At 39.8% G+C, this 24,623-nt stretch carries 21 protein-coding genes; 13 read left to right on the top strand and 8 right to left on the bottom strand.

From position 1 onward, the window contains the following. Positions 1-17: 17 nt before the first annotated feature. The 3 genes from glyS to ACH8JV_RS05515 all read right to left on the bottom strand — a co-directional run bounded on the left by glyS (position 18) and on the right by ACH8JV_RS05515 (position 3,579). Positions 18-2,087, bottom strand: a complete 2,070-nt coding sequence (glyS, locus tag ACH8JV_RS05525) for a glycine--tRNA ligase subunit beta (RefSeq protein WP_396520075.1) — start codon at positions 2,085-2,087, stop codon at positions 18-20. Then, the gene (gene glyQ, locus ACH8JV_RS05520) at positions 2,087-3,064 is read right to left on the bottom strand and encodes a glycine--tRNA ligase subunit alpha (RefSeq protein WP_002044989.1); all 978 of its coding nucleotides are present in this window, start codon (positions 3,062-3,064) and stop codon (positions 2,087-2,089) included. Before glyQ ends, glyS begins: the two co-directional genes overlap by 1 nt. Before the next feature lie 89 nt (positions 3,065-3,153). Then, a complete protein-coding gene (locus tag ACH8JV_RS05515; RefSeq protein ID WP_396520073.1) occupies positions 3,154-3,579 on the bottom strand; it encodes a hypothetical protein in 426 nt (141 codons plus the stop codon). A 29-nt stretch (positions 3,580-3,608) separates the two neighbouring features. Between ACH8JV_RS05515 and ACH8JV_RS05510 the strand changes: the two genes are divergently transcribed. The 4 genes from ACH8JV_RS05510 (at position 3,609) to ACH8JV_RS05495 (ending at position 7,430) form a co-directional block, all read left to right on the top strand. After that, positions 3,609-4,025 carry a lysozyme inhibitor LprI family protein gene (locus ACH8JV_RS05510; protein ID WP_004711766.1) on the top strand — a complete coding sequence of 139 codons (417 nt, stop codon included), beginning with the start codon at positions 3,609-3,611 and terminating at the stop codon, positions 4,023-4,025. 109 nt (positions 4,026-4,134) lie between these two features. Continuing rightward, the gene (locus ACH8JV_RS05505; RefSeq protein WP_343568770.1) at positions 4,135-5,397 is read left to right on the top strand and encodes a putative DNA modification/repair radical SAM protein; all 1,263 of its coding nucleotides are present in this window, start codon (positions 4,135-4,137) and stop codon (positions 5,395-5,397) included. Between the two features lie 2 nt (positions 5,398-5,399). Next, on the top strand, positions 5,400-6,197 hold the full coding sequence (locus ACH8JV_RS05500) for a TIGR03915 family putative DNA repair protein (RefSeq protein WP_396520071.1): 798 nt from the start codon (positions 5,400-5,402) through the stop codon (positions 6,195-6,197). A gap of 132 nt (positions 6,198-6,329) precedes the next feature. After that, positions 6,330-7,430, top strand: coding sequence for an HPP family protein (locus ACH8JV_RS05495; RefSeq protein WP_396520069.1), 1,101 nt, complete (start codon positions 6,330-6,332; stop codon positions 7,428-7,430). Positions 7,431-7,499: 69 nt separating this feature from the next. Here ACH8JV_RS05495 and ACH8JV_RS05490 read toward each other — a convergent pair whose 3' ends face one another. After that, positions 7,500-7,754 carry a PspC domain-containing protein gene (locus tag ACH8JV_RS05490; RefSeq protein ID WP_002052345.1) on the bottom strand — a complete coding sequence of 85 codons (255 nt, stop codon included), beginning with the start codon at positions 7,752-7,754 and terminating at the stop codon, positions 7,500-7,502. A 252-nt stretch (positions 7,755-8,006) separates the two neighbouring features. Between ACH8JV_RS05490 and ACH8JV_RS05485 the strand changes: the two genes are divergently transcribed. After that, entirely contained in the window at positions 8,007-8,654 is a 648-nt protein-coding gene (locus ACH8JV_RS05485; protein WP_396520353.1) for a hypothetical protein, read from the top strand. 71 nt (positions 8,655-8,725) lie between these two features. On the opposite strand, the gene ACH8JV_RS05480 is transcribed toward ACH8JV_RS05485, so the two are convergent. Continuing rightward, positions 8,726-10,549 (bottom strand): acyl-CoA dehydrogenase C-terminal domain-containing protein, encoded by a 1,824-nt coding sequence (locus ACH8JV_RS05480; protein ID WP_174747979.1) that lies wholly within the window; start codon positions 10,547-10,549, stop codon positions 8,726-8,728. A 249-nt stretch (positions 10,550-10,798) separates the two neighbouring features. Here ACH8JV_RS05480 and ACH8JV_RS05475 point away from each other — a divergent pair, with 249 nt between their 5' ends. Then, positions 10,799-13,144 carry a hypothetical protein gene (locus ACH8JV_RS05475; protein ID WP_396520067.1) on the top strand — a complete coding sequence of 782 codons (2,346 nt, stop codon included), beginning with the start codon at positions 10,799-10,801 and terminating at the stop codon, positions 13,142-13,144. A gap of 47 nt (positions 13,145-13,191) precedes the next feature. Here ACH8JV_RS05475 and aroE read toward each other — a convergent pair whose 3' ends face one another. The 3 genes from aroE to ribA all read right to left on the bottom strand — a co-directional run bounded on the left by aroE (position 13,192) and on the right by ribA (position 15,838). Continuing rightward, positions 13,192-13,980 carry a shikimate dehydrogenase gene (gene aroE, locus ACH8JV_RS05470; protein WP_396520065.1) on the bottom strand — a complete coding sequence of 263 codons (789 nt, stop codon included), beginning with the start codon at positions 13,978-13,980 and terminating at the stop codon, positions 13,192-13,194. A gap of 177 nt (positions 13,981-14,157) precedes the next feature. Further along, on the bottom strand, positions 14,158-15,108 hold the full coding sequence (gene hemF / locus ACH8JV_RS05465; RefSeq protein ID WP_004884608.1) for an oxygen-dependent coproporphyrinogen oxidase: 951 nt from the start codon (positions 15,106-15,108) through the stop codon (positions 14,158-14,160). A gap of 127 nt (positions 15,109-15,235) precedes the next feature. Then, positions 15,236-15,838, bottom strand: a complete 603-nt coding sequence (ribA, locus tag ACH8JV_RS05460; RefSeq protein WP_001121170.1) for a GTP cyclohydrolase II — start codon at positions 15,836-15,838, stop codon at positions 15,236-15,238. 303 nt (positions 15,839-16,141) lie between these two features. On the opposite strand from ribA, the gene dxs reads away from it, so the two are divergent. The 7 genes from dxs to ACH8JV_RS05425 all read left to right on the top strand — a co-directional run bounded on the left by dxs (position 16,142) and on the right by ACH8JV_RS05425 (position 24,619). After that, a complete protein-coding gene (gene dxs, locus ACH8JV_RS05455) occupies positions 16,142-18,046 on the top strand; it encodes a 1-deoxy-D-xylulose-5-phosphate synthase (RefSeq protein ID WP_396520063.1) in 1,905 nt (634 codons plus the stop codon). Between the two features lie 121 nt (positions 18,047-18,167). After that, positions 18,168-18,998 (top strand): inositol monophosphatase family protein, encoded by an 831-nt coding sequence (locus ACH8JV_RS05450; RefSeq protein ID WP_000433617.1) that lies wholly within the window; start codon positions 18,168-18,170, stop codon positions 18,996-18,998. A gap of 410 nt (positions 18,999-19,408) precedes the next feature. Further along, positions 19,409-21,271 carry a DEAD/DEAH box helicase gene (locus ACH8JV_RS05445; protein ID WP_311069750.1) on the top strand — a complete coding sequence of 621 codons (1,863 nt, stop codon included), beginning with the start codon at positions 19,409-19,411 and terminating at the stop codon, positions 21,269-21,271. 405 nt (positions 21,272-21,676) lie between these two features. Then, the gene (locus ACH8JV_RS05440; protein WP_263614668.1) at positions 21,677-22,495 is read left to right on the top strand and encodes an ABC transporter ATP-binding protein; all 819 of its coding nucleotides are present in this window, start codon (positions 21,677-21,679) and stop codon (positions 22,493-22,495) included. Then, positions 22,492-23,268 carry a lipid asymmetry maintenance ABC transporter permease subunit MlaE gene (gene mlaE, locus ACH8JV_RS05435; protein ID WP_004705340.1) on the top strand — a complete coding sequence of 259 codons (777 nt, stop codon included), beginning with the start codon at positions 22,492-22,494 and terminating at the stop codon, positions 23,266-23,268. Before ACH8JV_RS05440 ends, mlaE begins: the two co-directional genes overlap by 4 nt. After that, positions 23,268-23,951 (top strand): outer membrane lipid asymmetry maintenance protein MlaD, encoded by a 684-nt coding sequence (locus ACH8JV_RS05430; RefSeq protein ID WP_263614667.1) that lies wholly within the window; start codon positions 23,268-23,270, stop codon positions 23,949-23,951. Before mlaE ends, ACH8JV_RS05430 begins: the two co-directional genes overlap by 1 nt. Before the next feature lie 26 nt (positions 23,952-23,977). Then, complete coding sequence (locus tag ACH8JV_RS05425) at positions 23,978-24,619, top strand: phospholipid-binding protein MlaC (RefSeq protein ID WP_396520061.1); 642 nt, start codon at positions 23,978-23,980, stop codon at positions 24,617-24,619. The last annotated feature ends 4 nt before the right edge of the window (positions 24,620-24,623 follow it).

Genomic DNA, 24,623 nt, shown 5'->3' with positions numbered 1-24,623 from the left:
TTACAACTAATAAAGGCTTAGCCCTGCAACACGCTCACATCAGCCACTGCAGTAAACAAGTTACGTAACTGAGCCAATAAACGTAAACGGTTTGCTTTTAGGTCAGCATCATCTGCCATTACCATTACGCCATCAAAGAATGCATCAATCGGCGCGCGAAGTGCTGCAAGCTTAGAAAGGGCAGCTGTGTAATCTTTTGCTGCAAGTAATGGTTCAACCACAGGTGTCACTGCTTGAAGTTCAGCAAATAATGCTTTTTCAGCATCTTCAACCAAGTTTGCTTCAACTACAGAACCTTCAGGTGTTGCTTCTTTTGCAAGAATGTTAGCAACACGTTTATTTGCAGCAGCAAGTGCAGCAGCTTCAGGTAATGTGCGGAAGTGGTTAACAGCATTTACGCGCTTGTCAAAATCGAGTGGAGATTTTGGTGCAAGTGCTTGAACGGCTTGAAGTACGTCAACAGCAACGCCTTGGTCTTCGTACTTAGCACGGTAACGACCTTCCAAGAACGCAACAGCATCAGCACGAGTTTTTTCGTGGTCTTTAACGATATCGCCATAACCTTGAAGCGCAAGATTTACTAACTCTTCAATTGTTACGTCTAGCTCATTTTCAATGATTAAACGCAAGATACCAATTGCTGAACGACGAAGAGCAAATGGGTCTTTAGAACCTGTTGGCGCTTGTCCAATACCGAAAATACCAACAAGAGTGTCTAAACGGTCAGCAAGGGCAATGGTTGTACCTGTTTTGGTTTTTGGTAAAACATCACCCGCAAATTTTGGTAAATATTGCTCACCTAAAGCTTCTGAAACTTCAGTGTTTTCGCCTTCAATACGCGCGTAGTAAGTACCCGCAATACCTTGAAGTTCTGGGAACTCACCTACCAGTTCTGAAGTTAAGTCGCATTTAGCAAGTAATGCAGCTTTTTCAGCATCGGCTGGGTTTGCACCAGTGATTGAAGATAATGCAACTGCAAGTTTTGCAATACGTGTTGATTTGTCCCAAAGCGTACCAAGCTGTGCTTGGAATACCATGTTTGCTAATTTTTCTTTACGAGATGCAAGCGGTTGCTTTTGATCTTGTAAGAAGAAAAACTCAGCATCAGACAAACGAGGGCGTACAACCTTTTCGTTACCTTCAATAATTTGAGTCGGATCTTTAGACTCAATATTAGAAACAGTAATGAAGTAAGGTTGTAATTTACCTTCCGCATTGATCAAACAGAAATACTTCTGGTTGTCTTGCATTGTCGTAATAAGAGCTTCTTGAGGAACAGCTAAGTAGCGTTCTTCAAAAGTTGCACGTAAAGCTACAGGCCATTCAACCAGACTTGTTACTTCGTCAAGTAAGTCGGCTGGAACAATCGCAGTTGCGTTCACTTCATCAGCTAACTTTTTCACTTGTTCTTGAATGGTTGCTTGACGCTTTTCAAAGTTCGCAACAACGTAAGCTTTTTCTAAGGCAGCTAAGTAATCATTTGCATGCGCTAAAGTCACAGCTTCAGGTGCATGGAAACGGTGACCATAAGTCACATTACCAGCTTTGTGATCTTGAATAGTCGCGTCAACAATTTGGTCATCTTTGAGTAAAAGAACCCATTTCACTGGACGTACAAACTCGGTACGGCTTGCAGCAGAACGCATACGCTTAGCAATTGGTAAATTGTCTAATGCAGTTTGTAAAATCTGTGGAAGTAAAGCGTCAAGGCTTTGACCTTTTACATCTTTTAGATAGCAAACTTTTTCAACTTTACCTGCTTGGAAAGTAGAAAGCTGATCAACTGTAATGCCTTGACCACGCATAAAGCCTTCAAGTGCTTTAGTTGGTTTGCCTTCTGCATCGTAAGCTGCTTGAACAGCAGGGCCGTCAAAACGTTTTTGTGTATCAGCTTGTGCAGCATCTACATCTACAATTTTAAGGGCTAAACGACGTGGAGCAGCATAAGCTTCAACAGATGCGAAGTTTAAACCAGCTTCATTTAAGCCTTTTACCGTTTCTGCTTGTAGTGCATCACGTAACGTTTTTAAGCTTTTTGGTGGAAGCTCTTCACAGCCAAGTTCGAATAAAACAGTATGTTTGCTCATTAGTTTTTCTCCGCCTTTGCTGCTTCACTTTCAGCTTGTGCTTTTAGCTGTGCCAATACTTCATCACGTAAGTGTGGTTCTGCCATTGGGAAGCCAAGCTCTGCACGTGCTTGTACATAACTTTGTGCAATAGCACGCGCTAAAGTACGTACACGTAAAATGTAACGTTGACGCTCAGTCACAGAAATTGCGCCACGTGCATCAAGTAAGTTAAAGGTATGAGACGCTTTAACCACTTGCTCATAAGCAGGAAGAGAAAGTTTTGCTTCAATTAAACGGTTTGCTTCTGACTCGTAAAAATCAAACAGTTCAAATAATTTTTCAACTGGAGCGTATTCAAAGTTATAAGTCGATTGCTCAACTTCATTTTGATGGAATACGTCACCGTAAGTCACGGTACCGAATTGGCCTTTGGTCCAAACTAGGTCATAAACCGAGTCAACACCTTGAAGGTACATCGCAAGACGTTCTAAACCGTAAGTGATTTCACCTGTTACTGGGTAACATTCAACACCACCGACTTGTTGGAAGTAAGTGAACTGAGTTACTTCCATACCGTTAAGCCAAACTTCCCAACCTAAGCCCCAAGCACCAAGAGTTGGAGATTCCCAGTTGTCTTCTACGAAACGGATGTCGTGAGTAAGTGTATCAATCCCGATTGCTTTTAAAGAATCGAGATAAAGCTGTTGGATGTTGTCTGGATTTGGCTTAAGTACCACTTGGAACTGGTAGTAGTGTTGCAAACGGTTCGGGTTTTCACCATAACGGCCATCTTTTGGACGACGTGAAGGTTGAACGTATGCCGCGTTCCAAGTCTCAGGCCCTAAAGCACGTAAGAATGTTGCGGTGTGGAATGTTCCAGCGCCCATTTCCATGTCGTAAGGTTGTAATACGACGCAGCCTTGTTCGGCCCAATAGTTTTGTAGGGCAAGAATTAAGCCCTGAAATGTATCAATATGCGAGATGGCGCGACTCATGTAGCATCCACGAATTTATGAGAAAAATTGCCCCTAAGTATAAGGATTTTGTAGGAGAGTGGCAAAGGCTTAATCAAATGAATACGCGATTAGCCTATTTGTTTTCGGCTTAGCCATTTCAAGCTTAACCAGTAGCAAAAGCCGGTAAATAAAATCATGAGATAAAAACTGTAAATCTTATAAATATTCCACCAAGGAGACGGGAATGACCCGACAAAAAACAAACGTGCAATAGGGCTAATCAAAATCCATATCGCAGTTGCGCTGATGAAAATACTCATCAGATTTAAACGATTTTTACGAGCGAGAAAATAGGAAATGATATATGCGAAAGGAATAACCAGAAGGCCATAAAAAAGTAAATAAAATAAGAAGTGGGCTAGAAAAATAACTCCAATCGAATAAAGGTTGAACTCAGCATTTAATATTATGACCCCTAAGGCAGATAAACTCAGCAATGGTATGGGTGCAAGCGCAAGTGCATGAATAATCGTTTTTTTGTTATATTGAAGCATATTAAAAATTATAGAACTGAGAAGAAGTTATGTTGAAATTTTGCTGCAAACTTATTGTTTTATCCAGCCTTTTCTGTAGTCCATGGCTTTACGCGCAAACCGAAACTGATGAGCAAGATGAATACAATCAATGTGTAGACCAGACCATTAAAGAAATGAAGCTTGAAAGTATTAATAATATGGTCGTGTATAGTTGTTCTGAACAAGCTAAAAAGACTTATGAAGAAAAAATAGTTGCTCTGATTGATCAAATTCGTGCACAAAGCGAAGAATACAAACAGCCAGAACGTTACCAAGATATTTTAAAATCTCAGCGACTTTGGAAAGCCTATGTAGATCAGGAGTGTAATAATGCAGGTTCATACATTGGCTCACCGATGTATTCATATTGCCCAATGCAAGAGTATGAAAAGCGTGTAAAGCAGCTTGAAGAATACGTTAATTAAGCTGGTTCATTTTAAACGTCATCTCATGACGCTGAGCGTACTTTACTAGATTAAATTTAAGAATGCGAAATGATATTTTCTAAACGATGCCACAAATGAGTCGTTTGATATGTCTGATCGCATTCGGGAAAAACTACAGATTCTTGCTGATGCTGCTAAATATGATGTGTCTTGTTCATCAAGTGGCAGTGACCGTAAAAACAAAGATAAAGGTCTGGGGGATGCCAGTCATTCGGGTATTTGCCATAGCTATACTGAAGATGGCCGCTGTGTATCTCTCTTAAAAATTCTATTTAGTAATGTTTGTATTTTTGACTGCGCCTACTGTGTTTCACGTCGCTCTAACGACGTCCAGCGTGCGGCATTTACGGTGCAAGAGGTCGTAGATTTAACCATTAATTTTTACCGCCGTAATTATATTGAAGGGTTATTTTTAAGCTCTGGCATTTTTAAATCGGCCGATCATACGATGGAGCGTATGCTCCAAGTGGTTAAAAAGTTACGTCTTGAAGAAAACTTTAATGGCTATATTCACCTAAAAACCATACCGGGAGCATCGCCTGAACTGATTCATGAAGCAGGTTTATATGCTGATCGTATGAGTATTAATTTAGAGATGCCGACCGAAATTGGACTAAAAACTTTTGCGCCAGAAAAATCACATCAGGAAGTACAAAAAGATTTAGGTTTGGTCCGTGACAGGCTCATTCAGCTTAAAGATGAACGGCAAATCATTAAGCATGTACCGAAATATGTACCAGCAGGGCAAACCACTCAAATGGTAGTGGGGGCACATCAAGAGTCAGATCAAGATGTCTTGTTTATGGCAGACAAGCACTACAAAGAATTTAAACTCAAACGTGTCTATTTTTCGGGTTATATCCCAATTAATACCGAAAATAATTACTTGCCAGCAGTGGGTTCTGCACCGCCGTTACTTCGTGAAAATAGGCTTTATCAAAGCGATTGGCTGATGCGTTTTTACGGTTTTGAAGTCAATGAAATCGTCAATGAAAAACATCCAAATTTAGATTTGGATGTAGACCCTAAACTAAGCTGGGCTTTGAGGCATCCCGAACAGTTTCCGGTAGATTTAAACCGTGCAGATTATCAAATGATTTTGCGTGTACCGGGCATTGGAGTGAAATCGGCCAAGAAAATTGTGCAGGCTCGCCGTTTTGGAAAAATTCATATCGATTTACTTAAAAAACTAGGCGTGGCCTACCAGCGTGCAAAATACTTTATTCGCTGTGAAGACAGTCCAAAATTCCAAAAGGAACTATCTTCTGGCTATATTCGACAGCAAATTTTAACGCAGGGATCTTCGAAATATGTGCAGCAACTCTCGCCACAATTAAGCCTTGGGTTTTAGCCATGTTTAATGAGGAAGTGGCTTACTATTTTGATGGTTCAATGGTTGGGCTGCTAAGCTGTGTTTTTCGTGCATTTCAATTTAAAGAATTACAGGTCAGGCTCTGTTTAAATGATGCGGCTCAACATGGCTTATTTGCCGATAAAATTGAGGTTGCAAATAACGAGCAACATGCCGAACGTGTGTGGTCTGCGCTACAAAAAAAGCTTTCATCCTCTTCGTTAAAACAATTTTATTTTGCTTATTTATCTGAATCTTTAGATGCCTATCAGCATTTATTTAATTATTGTATTTATGTGTTTAGTAGTCATTCGTCTGTAGAAAAAGATTATTCGCACCCAAGTGTTTTAGCGATTGCGCAGTGGACGAAAAAAGTCGGGCGAGAAAAGCATAGAATGGAGGCTTTTATTCGGTTTAAGAAAACTAAAGATGAGCTTTTTTTAAGTCTGGTTCGTCCTGATTTTAATGTTTTACCGCTTATCCAGCCGCATTTTAAACGGCGTTATCAAGATCAGCGTTGGCTCATTTATGATGAGCAACGTAAGTTTGGAATTTATTATGATTTACGTGAAATACATGAAGTTTCACTCGAAGCTTCTGAAGTTGACCGTAATTTAAAAAATGGCATGAGTCAAAGTTTTCAGCTTGAGTTAGATGAGCAGGAAGTTTTGTATGATCAGCTTTGGAAAGATTATTTTAAGAGTGTAAATATTACAGAACGTCAGAATATCAAACTCCACGTGCAGTATTTGCCGAAACGGTACTGGCGTTATTTGAATGAAAAACTAATTGAATATTAAAGTTTTAAAATAGTAAGAATACGTTCAACAAGTTTTCTGATATTTAAAAGATATAATTTAAATGCACTTTATGTGGCTTTGGGCGTATACTTTTGCCCGTTATAAATAACGGCATATCCCCTAAGGTGTACTGTGAGTGTTATACAGCGAGAATGGTTACAGATTTTAAAGCCGAATTTTAAGGTTTTACCACTAAAAGAGCGATTGCTTTGCGGTATTGGAGCACTATGTGGTTTAGCAATTTCTTCCTTAATTAGTTGGTATGTTCTTGGCGGAATTAATGCTTGGTACATCGCGCCTATGGGCGCCTCATCTGTTTTATTATTTGCAGTTTCAACCAGTCCGTTGGCTCAACCTTGGAATGTGATTGTTGGTAATACATTAGCCGGAATTATTGGGGTTGCTTGTGCGCAGTGGATTCCTGATTTAACTACAGCTTTTAGTGTGGCTGTTGGGCTCGCCATCTTTTTAATGATGACCACCGACTCTTTACACCCGCCGAGTGGAGCAGTCGCAATTACGGCTGTACTAGGTGGTGCTGCCATTCATAAATTAGGTTTTTATTTCGTTTTTTATCCAGTTTTACTCAACTCTTTGCTTCTACTCGGTTTTGCTGTATTTTTTAATCGATTGATTGGGCGACATTATCCGGTTACTGCACATTTAAATGAGCGTAGTAAAGATCCAACTCCCACTCAAAAAGTATCAATTCAGCCAAAAGATATTGAGTATGCATTAGAGCATCACACAGAATTACTAGATATTAGTCAGTACGATTTAGAAAAAATCATTTTAGAAGCGCAAGAACATGCCAATGAGCGCATGGTAAATCAATATATCTGTCAGGATATTATGAGTCGTGATGTGATTAAACTACATGAAAATGACGATATTCATCAGGCATTAGATAAGTTTAAACAGCAGAATCTCATGAGTTTACCTGTGGTCAATGCAGAAAACCATTTAGTGGGAACTTTAGCGCTCTATGAAGTCGTAGAGTGGTTTAAAGGCGCAGCTGACCCAAGAAACTCTTGGCAGCACTATGTAAAGCAGATCATGAGTCGTCGAGTGGTTACTGTACTACCAACCCAACCTATTCAAGATTTAGTGCCATACTTTGTTGAAAAGTCGTTTAACTACATTCCTGTTGTTGAAGATCGTAAGCTTATAGGAATGATTAGTCGTGCAGATATGATCGCGGCTTTACAGCAACAGTTAAATCGAAAGCTATAATTTTTAAAATAAAAAAAGCTACGGTTGATTAGGGGATGCAACCGTAGCGACCAAAATAAACTAAGTTATTTAATGTATTTGTTCTTCTCGTACAGTACGAACAGGCTGTTGATAACCTTGCACTTGTTCAGGTTGTCTTTTAGGAATGACTAACCATAAAACCAAGTAGACTAAAATCCCTGGGAAAGCCGCACTCATTACCGAAACCAATACGAAAATAATGCGTAATAAATTTGCGTTCCAACCAAAACGTTCAGCAATACCGCCCATTACACCGGCGATCATGCTTTGTCGGTTCGAGCGATATAAACCAGAATTGGTCATGTAATTCTCCTCAAATATATAAATGACAAGGGATATTGATTTCCCTTGGTTAATAGAAATATGGCGTCAAAATTAGCAAATTAAAGTCTGGTAAAACTAAAAATAGTTAAAATATGTAAATGGTTTAAATGAATGAAAGCAACATCAACTAAAATGCACTCTTTCGGGGCTGAAAGTGTTTGTAGTAGTGATGAGATCGTTCTTGAATCCTAGTTTGAACTGTAGCATTGCTGTTGTATGTAAATGATGTATATATCTTTGAAGTCATCTGGTCTTTTAATGAAACATTTGGGTTTGGTTGCCATTTTATGTATGGGACTGAGTGCCTGTGATGCAAATCATGCCGATTCTAAGGATCACTCAGCGGTAGCAACGACCTCTAAACATGAAGATAGTTTAGTTAAAAGTACTACTGTGGTTAAAACTTTGGATGATGCCGCGGGACGAACTTTCTTGCCTGATGGTGTGCAAGATAAGACTTCGAAATTATCTGAAACAGATCAACAATATGCGGGTCGCTACCATACTCGTATTTCGTGTGAAGATAATTTTGCCGATTGTGAAACAGGTGAAGCAGAATATATTTTAAATTTATTACCTGATGGTACTGCGTATTGGAATGTTATTCATTTTGGCCGAATTAGTAATAAAGACGGTGCAAAAAGTGCAGCCATCAATCAATTATGTCCTTCTTTGACATGGAAAGTTGATTCTGATGCTCATGAGTTAAAGATTCAATGTCCAACATCAGATGTTAATTTCTACTTTAATATTATTTCAAAACAAAAATTAATCGTAAATTTAGAGAAGTTGTTCTACAGCGATTATGGTAAAAATCGTGAATTTCTAGAACAAAACTATTTTGTTCCCACAAAAGCCTATGTACTTAATAAAGAATAAATTTAATTTTAATTTAATAAAAAAGAGCGCAATTTATATTGCGCTCTTTTGATTTTAATACTTACTTATTATTAATAGTCGAAACTAAAGTGTTCAACTGGTAATGAAGTAAGTGTACGAGACGTAGTCACCATTGATTCTGCATGACCTTGTGCACGTGGCAATAAACGGTCGAAGTAGAAATCAGCAACTTTAATTTTTGCTTTATAGAACTCAGGAGTTTCTTGACCGTTACCTGCTTCTAATTTTTCAGAAGCAACCACAGCTTGTTGTGCCCAGAAATAAGCCATCATGACATAGCCTGAGAACATCAAGAAATCTACAGAAGCAGAAGATACGATGTCGCGGTCTTTACGTGCAGCAAGCATGATACGAACTGTTAACGTATTCCACTGCGCACAAAGCTTAGTTAAGTCCCAAGCAAAACGACGTAAGTATTTATTACGTGCGTGAGCTGCACAGAATTTTAAGATTTCAGCAGTATATTCACGTACTACTTTACCTTTTGAACTTAACAACACTTTACGGCCAATTAAGTCGAGAGCTTGAACGCCTGTTGTTCCTTCGTATAAGGTCGCAATACGTGCATCACGTGCGATTTGCTCCATACCCCATTCTTTAATATAACCATGGCCACCATAAACTTGCATACCGTGGTTAGCAGCTTCTAAACCAAGTTCAGTTAAGAAACCTTTTAAGATCGGTGTATAGAAACCAAGTTTGTCATCGTAGTCTTCAAAAGCAGCTTGATCACCACGTGTTAACGCATCTGTCATTTTGTCAGCGATTTGCGCAGCGTAGTAAATCATTGCACGGCCGCCTTCAGCGATTGCTTTTTGAGTTAAAAGCATACGGCGTACGTCTGCATGGTGAATGATTGCATCAGCAACTTTGTCTGGATCTTTCTTACCAGAAAGGGCACGCATAGACATACGGTCTTTAGCATATGGAAGAGCACCTTGGAAAGATAATTCAGCATGTGCAATACCTTGAACCGCAGTACCGATACGCGCTGTGTTCATGAAGGTAAACATTGCATGTAAACCTTTGTTTACTTCACCAATCAGGTAACCTGTTGCATTGTCAAAGTTGAGTACAGCAGTTGCAGACGCACGAATACCCATTTTGTGTTCGATTGAACCACAAGTCACTGTATTACGTTCACCAACACCGCCATCAGCTGTAGGCATAAATTTAGGTACGATAAACAAAGAAATACCACGTGTACCCGCTGGTGCATCTGGAAGACGCGCAAGCACAATGTGAATAATGTTTTCAGTTAAATCGTGTTCACCAGCAGAAATAAAGATTTTAGTACCCGTGATTTTGTAAGTACCATCTGCTTGAGGTTCAGCTTTAGTTTTTACTTGGCCTAAGTCTGTACCACATTGAGGTTCGGTTAAGCACATTGTGCCGCTCCATGTACCTTCAACAAGTTTAGGCATATACGTTTGTTTTTGCTCATCTGTACCGAATTGCAAAATAGTGTTCATACAACCTGAACTTAAACCCGGGTACATGGTAAATGACCAGTTTGCAGTACCCATCATCTCTGATTTAATCAGATTTAAAGACATTGGCAGGCCTTGACCACCAAATTCTTCAGGATAAGAAAGCCCTTGCCAGCCACCCATTACAAACTGGTCATAAGCTTCTTTAAAACCTTTTGGCGTTTTTACTTCGCCGTTGTCAAAATGGCAACCTTCTTCATCGCCAGATTGGTTAAGTGGTGACAGTACGTTTTCACAGTAATCGGCCGCACCTTCAAGAATCATATCTACAGTATCTGGATCTGCACTTTCACCATTTGATAAAGTTTTATAGTGAGCAGGGTAGTCTAGTACTTCATTCATTAAGAAGCGGATATCGTGTAGGGGAGCTTTATATGCTGGCATGGCTTTAATCCTAATTTTGAATCATTGTGGGATTATCTGAATCGATGATTTGATTATTCACTCGCATGATAAAAATACAATGTTAATCACACTCGAAAAAAATGTCAGAAAAGCGAATTTTGTCGAAAATAGATATACCTGAAATTATATTTTCTGTTAAAGTCAGGCCTTATACTTTTATGTGAAAAAACAATTAATTTTTAGCAAGTTTTGCTGAAAAGATAAAGTAATAAGGTTTTAAAAAAGGTTATGCATTTAAAATATCTAAGTTTATGTTTATTTAGTTTGGGCTTGACGGCATGTGCACAACACAGTGTGCGGCCACAAGTGACATCTGCGAATTTAGAGCAAAAAGCCATTCGAAGCGTTAATGCGATATATGAATATCCAAGTTATGATTATCGCGGAAACTTTAAAATCACAGTTGACCCGACACAAATAAAGCAAAACTCAAAAGCTGAAAATACGCCTAAGCTTGATGCTGAATTACAAAAGAAAGTTGATCAATATCTACATGAGCAAAAAGTTAGTTTAAGTAAAGCGCAGAAACAAGCCTTATATGCAGCTATTATAAATCAACAAGATGATTTAGGTTTAAACGCATCGGCAGGTTCAGAAAAATTTAATACAATTTTATTTAATTTAATAAATGATCTTCAGTTTAGTTATGATGGTTCAATTCATTATCGTCAAAAAATGGGTTCATTTAATCTGACTGCCAGATATGAAAAACCAACGCTATTGGTTCAGGCAAAATTGCCAATGGTGGTTGATCTAGAAAATTATAAGTTTTATGTTAATTATTTTGCTTTAATGCCATATTTAGTTAATAAAGAAAGTCAAAATAATCTGACTTATTTTGATTTTTCAAAATACAAAGATCTTTTAAAAGACGTTGATGTGAAGAAGCTTGTTGAATATCTTAAAGCTTCTAGTGCAGTTTCTTATCGTTTGGCTGAACCACAAAACTTACAACGAGTGCCTCTAACAGAGGCTGACCGTAAGGTCGGGGCAGTTGAAAAGATTCGTTTAAATACGACGGTCGAACAATTCTTTATGGAAGTTGATCTTTATACCCTCGTAAATAAAAAGTATCTTCAGCAAAATGTTTCACGAGCTGATGAGAAAAAAATTGATGAAGTATTTGGTAAAGATGTAACTTCCGCTGAGGAGAATGAAGATTCTGAGGGTGGAGCACAAGAGGACCATAAAATTTCTTCTGATGATGCTTCAGCTGTGAGTCAGGAGCTTTATAGTTTAATTAATGCACATTTTGAAGGAGTTCTTTCATCGGATAGTGAAAGTGAAGAATACCCTAAAGTAGAAGAAGCTGAAGCTGAGGAAGTATCAGCTTCTGAAGACGAGGATGTCAGTGAAGCAGCAGCAGATGAGGTACAAGAAGCACAAGCTGAAGATTCTGTAACCCTCACTGAAGATCAATGTATTGAATTAAAATCACTGAAGAAACCTGTTGCTTTGGGTGATATTAATTATTGCCAAGTTTATGGCATTGATATGCTAGACCAGAGCGCTGCAAGTGCTGAAAAAGTTCAAGCCCAATCTCGCCAAGATGCTTTAAAACAAACATTTGAAGCTTATAATCAAAACCAGTTTATCAATGATGAAGCTTTCAAAGCTTTATGGTTAAAACATAAGACCGAGATTGAACAAGCTTTACCGAAGCAAAGAAATCCAATTACGATTGATGTGGCTTTAGATGACAAAGGTCGTGCAGTGAACATGACTTATGATGTTGCTTATACGCCAGCTGAGTTTAAACACAGCTTTAATATTAAAGCTGATATGCAAATTTTAAACTACGGTAAAGCAACTTCAATTGATCAACAGCAGCTTAAACAAGCCAAGTCTGTAGCTGAAGCAAGTAAAGGCTCTATACTAGAAAACTTTATTAAAGGCTTTGGAGAAAAACTTGGTCAAGGGGATGTGTTAGAACATCCAGTAGACACACATAGTGATGTACAAGATTTAGATACAAATCTGGCTGTACTTGCAGATAAAACCTATGATGCAACGCATGCTTATGACAAAACTTATAAAGCAGTATTTATTGCCAAATTGACTGCCGAAAAACCGTCATATATTAAGTATTACTCTGTTCAACAGCTACAAGAAATTGCTGAGGTTTATGCTTACTGGTTCTCTGAGGAAGATACTTATAATCCTCAAGGAAAGGCTTTAGAACGTATTACAGCTTTACAGCAAAAGCATCATCTTGAGCAAGATGAGCAGTTTGATCATGAATTAGGTCGTGCTGTAGATCATATTGTAATAGAGACTATACAAGGTAAAGCAGGGCGTGAAGCTTGGCAGAAACTACAGAAACAATATAAACAGCCAGCTCAACTTTTCTCAAAACAGTATCAGTTAGAATTTGAAAAACAAAACGGTGTTTCTTCTGAAGAAAAGCATTTGTTATCAGAAACAGCTGATATTTTAGGGAATGTCTATGTAGCTGCTCGTAAACAACAGCTTACGGAAAAAACAATTCAGAAGTTAAAGCCTGAACATAATGAATTTATTGATTATGAAATTTTCCGAGATATTTATAAGCAAATGGTTGCTGCTAAAAAATAGTAAATAAGATAAATAAAGAACCTACTTGATGTAGGTTCTTTATTTGTTTATAAGAAATCTTTTAAGTCTGGTCTTACACCATTCCAAATATAAAAAGCTTCAATCGCTTGACCAACTAACATGCCGAAACCTTCAGCATAAGGCACATTTCGTTGCTTGGCTTGATCAAGGAAACTAGAAGGTTTGCCATAAGCCATTTCATACGCATATTTGAACTGTAATTTTTCAGGAAGTTGTAAAGCATCACCTGAAAGACTTGCAGAAGTTGCATTAATTACAATATCAAAATCGCCGTCTAAATCATTTAAAGAAATTGCTTGTAATTGGGCTTGTGGAACTGCTGTTTTTAAGTCATCTACAAGTTGTTCTGCACGAGCGAGGGTTCGGTTGGCAATAACGATCTTTTTAGCGCCAGCCTGTACCAGAGGGTAAATGACACCACGAGTTGCACCACCAGCTCCTAAAATTAAAATAGTTGTATTTTGTAAGTTCCAATCTAAAGCTTGAATTGCGGCGACTAAGCCTTGACCGTCAGTATTGTCGCCATGCAATTTGCCATTTTCCATCCATAACGTATTTACAGCTTTAGCAATTTGAGCACGCTCAGTTAACACATCACATAAAGCAAAAGCTTGCTCTTTAAACGGAACAGTAACATTCATGCCACTGCCGCCTTCTGCAAAGAAACTGCGCATGCTCGATTCAAAACCATCGAGAGAAGCCAGCCGTTTTTGATAGTTTAGATCAACACCTGTTTTTTCAGCGAAAGCATGATGCAATTCAGGAGAGCGTGATTGTTCGATCGGGTTGCCAATTACTGCAAACTGTTTGGTCATTCTTGTATCCAAAATTTTAAAATGGCATGAAGCAGATAAAGCCTATACTGAATATTCAGCAGGCATCACTATAAGTCAAATTGGCACAAGAAAAAATATTGGGTGAGTGTAAGAAAAGTTGAAAACAAAAAAGGAGATCCTTTAGGGTGGAAGCCAAAGAATCTCCAAAACAAAAAATTAAGCGACTTTTTCTTTTAAGCCTAACCAATCACGAGGTTTTAAGTAGTAGTCAGTTAAACGTTTTTCTGGTGAGTCTTCATCCCATTCAGGGCGATACGACCATGCAGCTAAATTAGGTAAGCTCACTAAAATCGACTCAATACGGCCGCCTGTTTGCAGACCAAATAAAGTACCACGGTCATACACGAGGTTATATTCAACATATCTGCCGCGGCGATAAAGCTGAAATTCTCGTTGAGCTTCGGTATAAGGCTGTTCACGATGTTTTTCGAAAATTGGCAAAATGGCATTTAAATAACCATTGCCTACAGCTTGAATATATTTAAAGCAAGTTTCGAAATCCCAGCAATTTAAATCATCAAAAAATAGACCACCGACACCGCGCTGTTCATCGCGATGTTTTAAATAAAAGTAGTCATCACACCATTGCTTATGTTCAGCATAAACATTGTCACCAAAAGGTTTACATAGGTCATAAGCAGCTTGATGCCAATTTAAAACATCTTGGTCATCTGGATAAAATGGCGTTAAGTCAAAACCACCGCCAAACCACCAAATCGGATCTTGTCCTTCACGTTCTGCAACGAATAAACGGACATTGGCATGAGAAGTTGGAATATTTGGGTTTTTAGGGTGAATAACTAAAGAAACACCGAGTGCTTGAGCTTTAGCGCCTGCAATTTGAGGGTGACGTTCAGTAGCAGATGCAGGAAGTTTGCTAATGTTGATGTGAGAAAACATCACACCGCCTTTTTCGATCACTGTGCCATTTTGCAGCACACGTGAACGACCGCCGCCACCTTCTGGACGTTCCCAATCATCAATAATAAATTCTGCCGTACCACCGCCAGCTTTTTCTTGTTGTTCTAAACCAGCGCAAATACGGGCTTGTAAATCGAGGAGAAATTCGCGGACACGTTGAATATCTGTGGAAGTCGGATGTTGCATAATGACCCTCAAAGATGATTGATATAAATTAAATACATCAAAACATAAAACCATAAAAAAAGTAAGGGATTTTTTCTAAATCTTGAAAAAATCCCTTAAACATTGCTTTTAAACTTTACCCTTGAAATCAAAAATCATCTTTTTGATAAAGGTGATCCATTCTTTCACGTTTAGTTTTTAAATATTGCTCATTAAAAGGATTGCGACCTACGGTTAACGGTACACGGTCTACAACATTAATTCCCTGATCTTTGAGTGCCTGAATTTTCAAAGGATTGTTGGTAATTAACTTTACTTCTTTTACTTTTAAGTGGTCGAGCATGATGCTACACATATCGTAACGACGTGCATCGGCAGGTAAATTCAATAGTAAATTGGCATCTACGGTATCGTGTCCCTGATCTTGTAGGGCATAAGCACGAATTTTATTGGTTAAACCAATTCCACGACCTTCTTGGCGCAAATATAAAATTACGCCTTGTCCTGCTTCATTGATGAGTTTTTGAGTGGCTTGTAGTTGTGGGCCACAATCACATTTTAATGATGCAAAAGCATCACCTGTTAAACATTCAGAATGTACACGGACTAAAACAGGGCCTGTTGGCGGATTTTCTAACCCTTTAGAAAGTGCCACATGTTCTTCACCTGTTGCTGGATCTTGAAACACAGAAATATTGAATTCACCAAAAGCGGTCGGGAGTTTTGATGTTGCAATGAACTCTATAGGCACAGATTAACTCATCTTTTAACCGAAAACGGTTTAAAGTATAGCGTAATGCTGGGAGATTGGTCGAATTGTCATAATCATTTTGCACACTAAGGTTTTCTTTTTTGTATAAAGAAGACGATAATAGTTGATAAATAGTCAGATTATTCAGGATAATCTGCCAACCATACCCATAATGTATGAGAGACTGCTTTGCATGATCTCGTTCGCAAATGTGGCTGATTGAAGGTGACTTCATTCGATTGTATGATCGACCCATTTTGACCCAGCTTAGGATTTGCCAGGCTTATAAAGGCTTTGCCACATATGTTGTATACCGAAATTCCAACTCAACGCCCTGTTACGCCATTGTTAGATGCAATTGATCATCCTCAACAATTACGTCAGCTCGAGCATAGTCAACTGGTTCAAGTGGCTGATGAGTTGCGTCAATATATTTTATATGCAGCAGGCCAGAGTGGTGGCCATTTCGGTGCTAACCTCGGCGTGGTTGAGCTGACGGTTGCGCTGCATTATTGCTTTAATACACCAAATGACCGTTTAGTTTGGGATGTGGGACATCAAGCATATCCACATAAAATCCTGACTGGTCGCCGTGAACAAATTACAACTATCCGTTCAAAAAATGGATTAGCAGCTTTCCCTGCTAGAGAAGAGTCGGTTTTTGACACCTTTGGGGTAGGGCATTCATCAACAGCTATTTCAGCTGGCTTGGGTATGTCACTTGCACGCCGCTATCAAAATGACCCATGTGAAGTTGTTTGTATTGTGGGTGATGGTGCAATGACTGCGGGAATGGCATTTGAAGCCATGAACGATGCTGTTGCACATGATGCTGACTTGATTGTTGTACTTAATGACAATGACATGTCAATTTCTTGCAGTACGGGTGGCTTTGCTAAACATTTAGCTGCAATTTGGGAAAAAGGTCATTTAGTCAATGTAGATGAACATGGTGAGGCTTACATTCAGCCACATCCAAAATGGACCTATAACTCTCGGTTACACCAATCAGCAACCGATGCAGCAGATAATCTATTTAAAGCAATTGGTTTTGATTATTTTGGACCATTTGATGGGCACGACGTCACTCAGTTGGTTCAAGTGTTCAATGCGCTCAAAAAACGTAAAGGCCCACGTTTAGTTCACGTTTATACTAAAAAAGGCAAAGGCTTTGCTCCTGCGGAAGCTGACCCAATTACTTACCACGCGATTGGTAAAATTAATGCTGCTTCAGGTGGGAAAACACCACCAAAGTATTCCGATGTCTTTGGTGAGTGGTTATGTGACGAAGCTGCTCAAGATGAGCGTTTGCTTGCGATCACGCCTGCCATGTGTGAAGGCTCGGGCATGGTTAAGTTTGCCAAGCAATTCCCACAACGTTTCTTTGATGTCGCCATTGCAGAGCAGCATGCTGTAACACTTGCAGCTGGTATGGCATGTGAAGGACTAAAACCTGTTGTTGCAATTTATTCGACATTCTTGCAGCGTGGTTACGATCAACTTATTCATGATGTTGCATTACAAAATCTTGATGTAACTTTCGGGATTGACCGTGCTGGTTTAGTGGGTGAAGATGGCCCAACACACGCAGGTGCATATGACTATGCCTATATGCGTACTGTACCGAATATGGTGATTATGGCGCCAAAAGACGAAAATGAATGTCGTCAAATGCTTCATACAGCTTATGCCTATAATGGCCCTGCTGCAGTACGTTATCCACGTGGTGGAGGTGTTGGTGTCGAAATTCAAAAAGAAATGACTGTTCTTGAATTAGGTAAAGCTGAAATCGTTGCAGAAATTAAACCAAATAGTGATGAGCAAATTACAGTTCTAGCATTTGGTAGCCGTGTCATGGTTGCTATAGAAGCTGCCGAGCAACTTGCACAAAAACATGATGTCGGTGTGCGTGTCGTAAATATGCGCTTTGTAAAACCGCTTGATGAACAAATGATTCGAGACTTGGCTGAACATACTCATTTGTTCGTAACAGTTGAAGAACACGCGATTATGGGTGGTGCAGGTAGTGCTGTAAATGAGTTTATGGCACAAGAGCAAATTGTGAAACCTATCATTAACTTAGGTTTGCCAGACTCATTCCTGCATCAGGCTTCGCATAATCAAATGCTGCAAGATTGTGGTCTAGATGCTAAGGGTATTTTGAACTCAATTGAGAGAGCTTGGCTTAAGCAAAATCAGGTGGTTTAAGCCTTTAATAAAATTTTTGAAACATTTTTCCCCATAAAGCGCATTCATTTGCTAAAATGTATGCGCTTTTATGCATTATTCTTTGTCAAAATCTTCAAATTTGTATTGTAGTGGGTGTTCAATGGAACCTATGGTGGTTATGGCTGCGCGTGCGGCTCAAACAGTTGGTCAAGAGCTTTTAAAAGCGCATCAAAATCGTCATAAACTCGATTTGCAAGTTGAAGAGAAAGGCATTGATGGCCCGGTAACACGTGTAGATCGTTATTTAGAACAATTAACGATTGATACGTTACGTAAAAGTTATAAAAACCATAGCTTCTTAGGTGAAGAGTTCGGTTTGCAAGAAGGCAAAGGCCATGATGCAGACTGGTGCTGGGTAATTGACCCACTTGATGGCACGCAAAACTTTATTAATGGTTTCCCTCATTTCTGTATCTCTATTGCAGTTCAACATAAAGGCGTTACTCAACACGGCGTAATTTACGATCCTGTACGTGACGAGTTGTTCTCTGCAAGTCGCGGTCGCGGTGCGGTAATGAACCAACGCCGTATTCGTGTAAATGTAAAAGATAGCTTAGAAAATACATTCTTGGCAGTAGGTCACCCTTACCGTGCTAAACGTGCTGGTGAAATCGTATCTTATGCAGAGCAGCACTTTGCTTCATTATTAGCTGTGACTCAAGCGGGTGCTCAAATCCGTCGTGGTGGTTCAGCTGCTCTCGACTTAGCTTATGTTGCTGCTGGTCGTTTCGATGGTTTCTTTGAACTTGGTTTAAAACCATGGGATATCGCTGCTGGTGAGCTTATTATTAAAGAAGCGGGCGGTGTAGTGGTTGATGCTCGTGGTGGAAATGATTCACTTGAAAATGGTCAAGTGATTGCATGTTCACTTAAAATGTTAAAGCCATTAATGCAAACAGTTGTTCCTGCTTGGGACAAAGCTGCAAAATAATTTAGAAATGCTTTCAATGTTAAGACCCTCTTTTTATAGAGGGTTTTAACTTTTTAATGATCGGTAAAATACAAATAATAGTAGAAATAACGATAAAGTTGATTAAAACACATGACTTTTAAATTCTTTCTGCTATAATCCGCCCACGCACTTAAATTTCCGTTCATTACCTGAACATTCTGTTCTATTCATTGTAAGCGCACGCTGTCCATAGAGAGGACCATTTCTTGCGCCCCGATCGCTCAGCGATTCTTCAGGTTCGGCCGTAATCAAGCGTGCGTTTAATCCACATCGTCGTTACTCGGATTGCCGCTGAATAATAAGGTTCAGCTAATTTTGCTTTGCCGCTTTGTGCCGATGTCTATTTTGTACTTATTAAAAATGGAGCACCCACTAGGGTGAAACTCTCTATGAGCAAAACTTTTGCCGAATTTTCTTTGCATGAAACCTTACAACAAGCGCTTGAAGGTTTAGGTTTTACTACCCCGACTCCTGTGCAAGAACAATCTATTCCTGCAGCTTTAGAAGGTAAAGACCTTTTAGTTTCTAGCCAGACTGGTTCTGGTAAAACTGCTGCATTCTTGTTGCCGACATTAAATAACTTGGCAGGTCAAGAAACTTTCGTTCCGTTCAAAGAACGCATGAAAGCTGTAACACAACCGAATATTTTAGTAATTTCACCAACTCGTGAATTGGCGCAACAAGTAAGCCAAGATGCAATCGCATTTGTACGTCACATGAAAGGTGTTCGTATTGCTGCCATCATGGGTGGTATGCCGTTTGCTAAACAAATCCAACAGTTAAAAGGCGCGCAAGTTGTTGTTGCAACACCAGGTCGTTTACTTGACTTGGTAAATCGTCGTCAAATTAAATTAGACCAAGTAGATGCTTTAATCGTTGATGAAGCGGACCGTATGCTTGACCTAGGTTTCTCTGAAGACTTAGAAGCAATTAGCGAATTAGCGGCTAACCGTAAACAAACATTAATGTTCTCTGCAACATTTGCTGATCGTATTATTCGTCTTGCAGCATGCATGATGAAAGATCCAATGCGTATCGCAATTGAAACAGGTCATTCAACCAATACAGATATTACGCAAACATTGCATTGGACTGATGGCTTTGAGCACAAGAAAAAATTACTTACTCACTGGTTAAGTGATGAAAACTTAGATCAAGCTGTAGTTTTTGCAAGCACTCAAGAAGACACTGATATGTTGGCTGAAGAACTTGCAGAAGCAGGTCATTCAGTTGTTGCACTTCACGGTGCAATGCCACAAACAGTTCGTAACCGTCGTTTACGTAGTATCCGTGAAGGTCGTGCGAAGATCTTAGTTGCAACTGACGTTGCTGCTCGTGGTCTTGACGTACCAACTATTTCTCACGTAATTAACTTCGGCTTACCAATGAAGCACGAAGACTACGTACACCGTATTGGTCGTACAGGTCGTGCTGGTCGTACTGGTCAAGCGATTACTTTAGCGACTTATCGTGAGCGCGGTAAGATTCGTGCACTTGAAGAATATTTAGAAGCGCGTTTAAGTGTTTCTGAAATTGAAGGCTTAGAGCCATCTCCACCTCCTGCTCGTTCAGGTCGTGACGGTGGTGGTCGTGGTCGTGGCGGCAACGGTGGTCGTGATGGTCGTCGTGGTGGTGGCGGTTTTGGCGGTGGTCGTCGTTTTGAAGGCGAAAGCAACTTCAAACGTCGTGAAGGTGGTCGTGATGACCGTCCACGTCGTAGCTTCGATGACAAACCACGTGGTGATCGTCCATTCGGTGGTGAAGACCGTCCGCGTCGCGAGTTCAATTCTGATCGCCCACGTCGTGAGGGTGGTTTTGAGGACCGTCCACGTCGCGAGTTCAATTCTGATCGCCCACGTCGTGAAGGTGGTTTTGAAGACCGTCCCAAACGTAGCTTTGGTGGTGAAGACCGTCCACGTCGCGAGTTCAACTCTGATCGCCCACGTCGTGAAGGTGGTTTTAACGATAAGCCTCGTTTTGATTCAAATGATGACAACCGTGGTAACCGCGTAGACTATAAACCACGTCGTGAAGGTGGTTTCGGTGACCGTCCAAAACGTAGCTTCGGTGGTGAAGATCGTCCACGTCGTGAAGGTGGTTTTAATGACAAGCCACGTCGTAGCTTTGACGACAAACCACGTGGTGAGCGTCCAGCGTTTGGTGGCGAAGATCGTCCAAAACGTAGCTTCGGTGGTGAAGATCGTCCGCGTCGTAGTTTTGATGATAAACCGCGTCGTAAATTCGACCGTTAATCTTAAAAAGATTTAAAAAAAAGGCCAGTTAACATACTGGCCTTTTTTATTTTTCAATTTTGTTATAAAATAACAAAATGTGAAATAGTTCAACATTTATTGTAATAATGCGTAAAAGTAAGCGAAAAGAGACTCCATTGGCATGGTTGAGTAAATTATTACTTCAACGTGGTTTGCCATACCTTTTTATTGCACTTGCTTTGTGCAATGGAATCTATTTTGCGTATGCTTTGTTAACTGGCCATTTCGTAGATCAGTTTCAAGTTCTTAATCAATAAATTTCTTTTTAAAATCTAGCTCATATTTATAAATGAGCTTGTTTTTGCTTTTGTCAAAATTACAACAAGATTCCCAAAATTCAGTGTTATAGTATGCGGGCATAAAAGTGCAGGAATGATTGCCATTATGAATAATAAAACTCCTCTCTCGACTCAGTCACTCATTGAAGTGAAAAACTTGAGTTTTAACCGAGGGGAACGCGTCATTTATGACAATATTAGTTTAAATATACGTCGCGGTCAGATTACGGCCATTATGGGACCATCTGGTACAGGTAAAACGACTTTATTGCGTCTGATTGGTGGACAGCTTGTCCCTGATCAGGGCGAAGTTTTGCTTGATGGTAAAGATATTGCACAAATGTCACGTCAGGAATTGTTTGCAGCCCGTGCGCGTATGGGAATGCTATTCCAAAGTGGTGCTTTATTTACCGATATGTCGGTTTATGAAAATGTCGCTTTTCCAATTAGGGCACATACCAAGCTTTCTGAAAATCTGATTGCTGAACTGGTCGCTTTAAAGCTTGAGTCTGTTGGCCTGCGTGGAACTGAACAGCTTATGCCTACTGAGCTATCAGGCGGTATGAATCGACGAGTTGCTTTGGCTCGTGCAATCGCACTTGATCCAGATTTAATTATGTATGACGAACCTTTTGCAGGGCAGGACCCGATTGTAAAAGGAGTTTTAACGCGTCTCATACGTTCATTGCGAGAAGCTTTGGATTTAACCACCATTATTGTCTCACATGATGTTCCTGAAACCCTATCTATTGCCGATTACATTTATGTTGTGGCAGAAGGAAAGATTCAAGGGGAAGGAACGCCAGAAGAATTGCAAAAATATGCTTCGCCATTTGTAAAACAGTTCTTAACCGGCTCGGCAGAAGGTCCGGTTGAATACCAGTTTAGCCATCAAGCTTATTTAGATAACGAGGTTCGTCCATGAATACGATTGCCTGGTTAGGTAGACTCGTTATTGAGCGGATTCGAGGGATTGGTGTTGCGGCACTGATGCTCTTACAGATTATTTTTTCATTACCTTCATCGGGCGGTTTTGGGCGTTTCGTCTATCAAATGCATCGTGTAGGGGTAATGTCTTTACTTATTATTACGGTATCAGGTTTATTTATTGGTCTGGTACTCGGATTGCAAGGCTACTCAATATTGGTCAATGTGGGTAGTGAATCAATGCTAGGCACTATGGTGTCTTTAACCTTGTTGCGTGAGCTTGCACCTGTTGTCGCTGCTTTACTCTTCGCTGGGCGAGCAGGTTCTGCATTAACTGCTGAAATTGGTTCAATGAAACAAAGTGAGCAGCTTGCCAGTATGGAAATGATTGGTGTTGATCCTTTAAAGCAAATCGTATCACCACGTCTTTGGGCTGGCATAGTCAGTTTGCCAATGTTAACTGTTATCTTTGCTGCGATTGGTATTGTTGGCGGCAAAATGGTTGGCGTTGATTTTCTTGGCGTTGATGAAGGCTCCTTCTGGAGTGGTATGCAAAATAATGTTCAATTTGGCCATGATGTTGTAAATGGCATCATTAAGAGCATTGTATTTGCTTTACTTTGTACATGGATTGCAGTTTTCCAAGGGTATGCATGTGATCCAACACCTGAAGGTATTGCAACGGCAATGACCCGGACGGTTGTATATTCTTCATTATGTGTTTTAGGTTTTGATTTCGTGTTGACTGCGGTCATGTTCGGAGGGATTTAATGAAATCACGTACTAGTGAGCTGGCCGTAGGTATCTTTGTCATTATCTTCGGTATCGCTTTATTCTTTTTAGCAATGAAAGTAAGTGGTTTGGTAGGTACAAACTTGAGCGAAGGTTACACCATGAAAGCTCAGTTTGATAACGTTAACGGACTTAAACCACGTGCTAAAGTAACGATGAGTGGTGTAACAATTGGCCGTGTTGATTCAATTACGCTTGATCCAGTTACACGTTTAGCTACAGTAACTTTTGACCTTGATGGAAAACTGACAAGTTTTAATGCTCAGCAGTTAAAAGAAGTTCAAAAAAATGCTTTAGACGAATTACGTTATAGTTCTGATTATACGCAAGCGACTCCAGCGCAACAAAAAACAATGGAACAGCAACTGATCAGTAACATGTCATCCATCACCAGTATTGATGAAGATGCTTATATAATGGTTGCAACCAATGGTTTATTGGGTGAGAAATATTTAAAAATCGTACCGGGTGGTGGTCTTAACTACCTTAAACGTGGCGATACAATTTCTAACACCCAAGGAACGATGGATTTAGAAGATTTAATTAGTAAATTTATTACTGGTGGTGGCGCAGGTAAAGTTGCCGCTGGTTCATCATCCTCAGCAGAAGAAAAAGCTCCTGCAAGTACTGACAGCAGCGCACAGCCGTCATTTGTTGAGTAAGAGATTATTTGAAGGAGTGGTTCCAGGTGAATACGTTGTTTAAACAAACCCTGACAGCAAGTATTTTGTCTACTATGATTGCAGGTACAGCTTTTGCTGCACCTTCAGAAGCACCACCTGATTTTATTAAGCGTGTTGCTGATGGTTTGATTGCTCGTTTAAAAACAGATCATGCCAAGTTACAAAACAACCCTGCTTTGGTTAAATCAATCATACGTCAGAACTTAGATCCGTATGTTGACTCGCAAGCGTTCACTCGTATTGTGATGGGTACTTATGCGACAAATCAGTATAGTACAGCTGCACAGCGTGCTCAGTTTGAAACAAACTTCCGTAATACATTAATTGAGAATTACGGTAGTGCATTTGCTAAGTATACAAACCAAACTTACACCATGCGTCCTTATAAAGCGACTGCAGGTAAAAACCCTGTTGTGACTTTAGACTTCAACCACAATGGCGACAAAATTCCTGTGTCGTTCCAGTTGGCTGACAAAGGTTCGCAGTGGAAAATCCGTAACATCAATGTTTCTGGTATTGATTTAGGTTTACAGTTCCGCAACCAGTTTGCTGCAACTGTGAAGCGTAATGGTGGCGATTTAAATAAAGCAATTGCTACGTTTAAACCAGATGCAGATGCTGCTGTTAATCAGAACAAACAAAAATAAGTAG

Origin of the sequence: Acinetobacter sp. ABJ_C5_2 (assembly GCF_044538485.1) — a bacterium.
Classification (GTDB): domain Bacteria; phylum Pseudomonadota; class Gammaproteobacteria; order Pseudomonadales; family Moraxellaceae; genus Acinetobacter; species Acinetobacter nosocomialis_A.
This window is presented reverse-complemented; position numbering and strand designations above follow the sequence as displayed.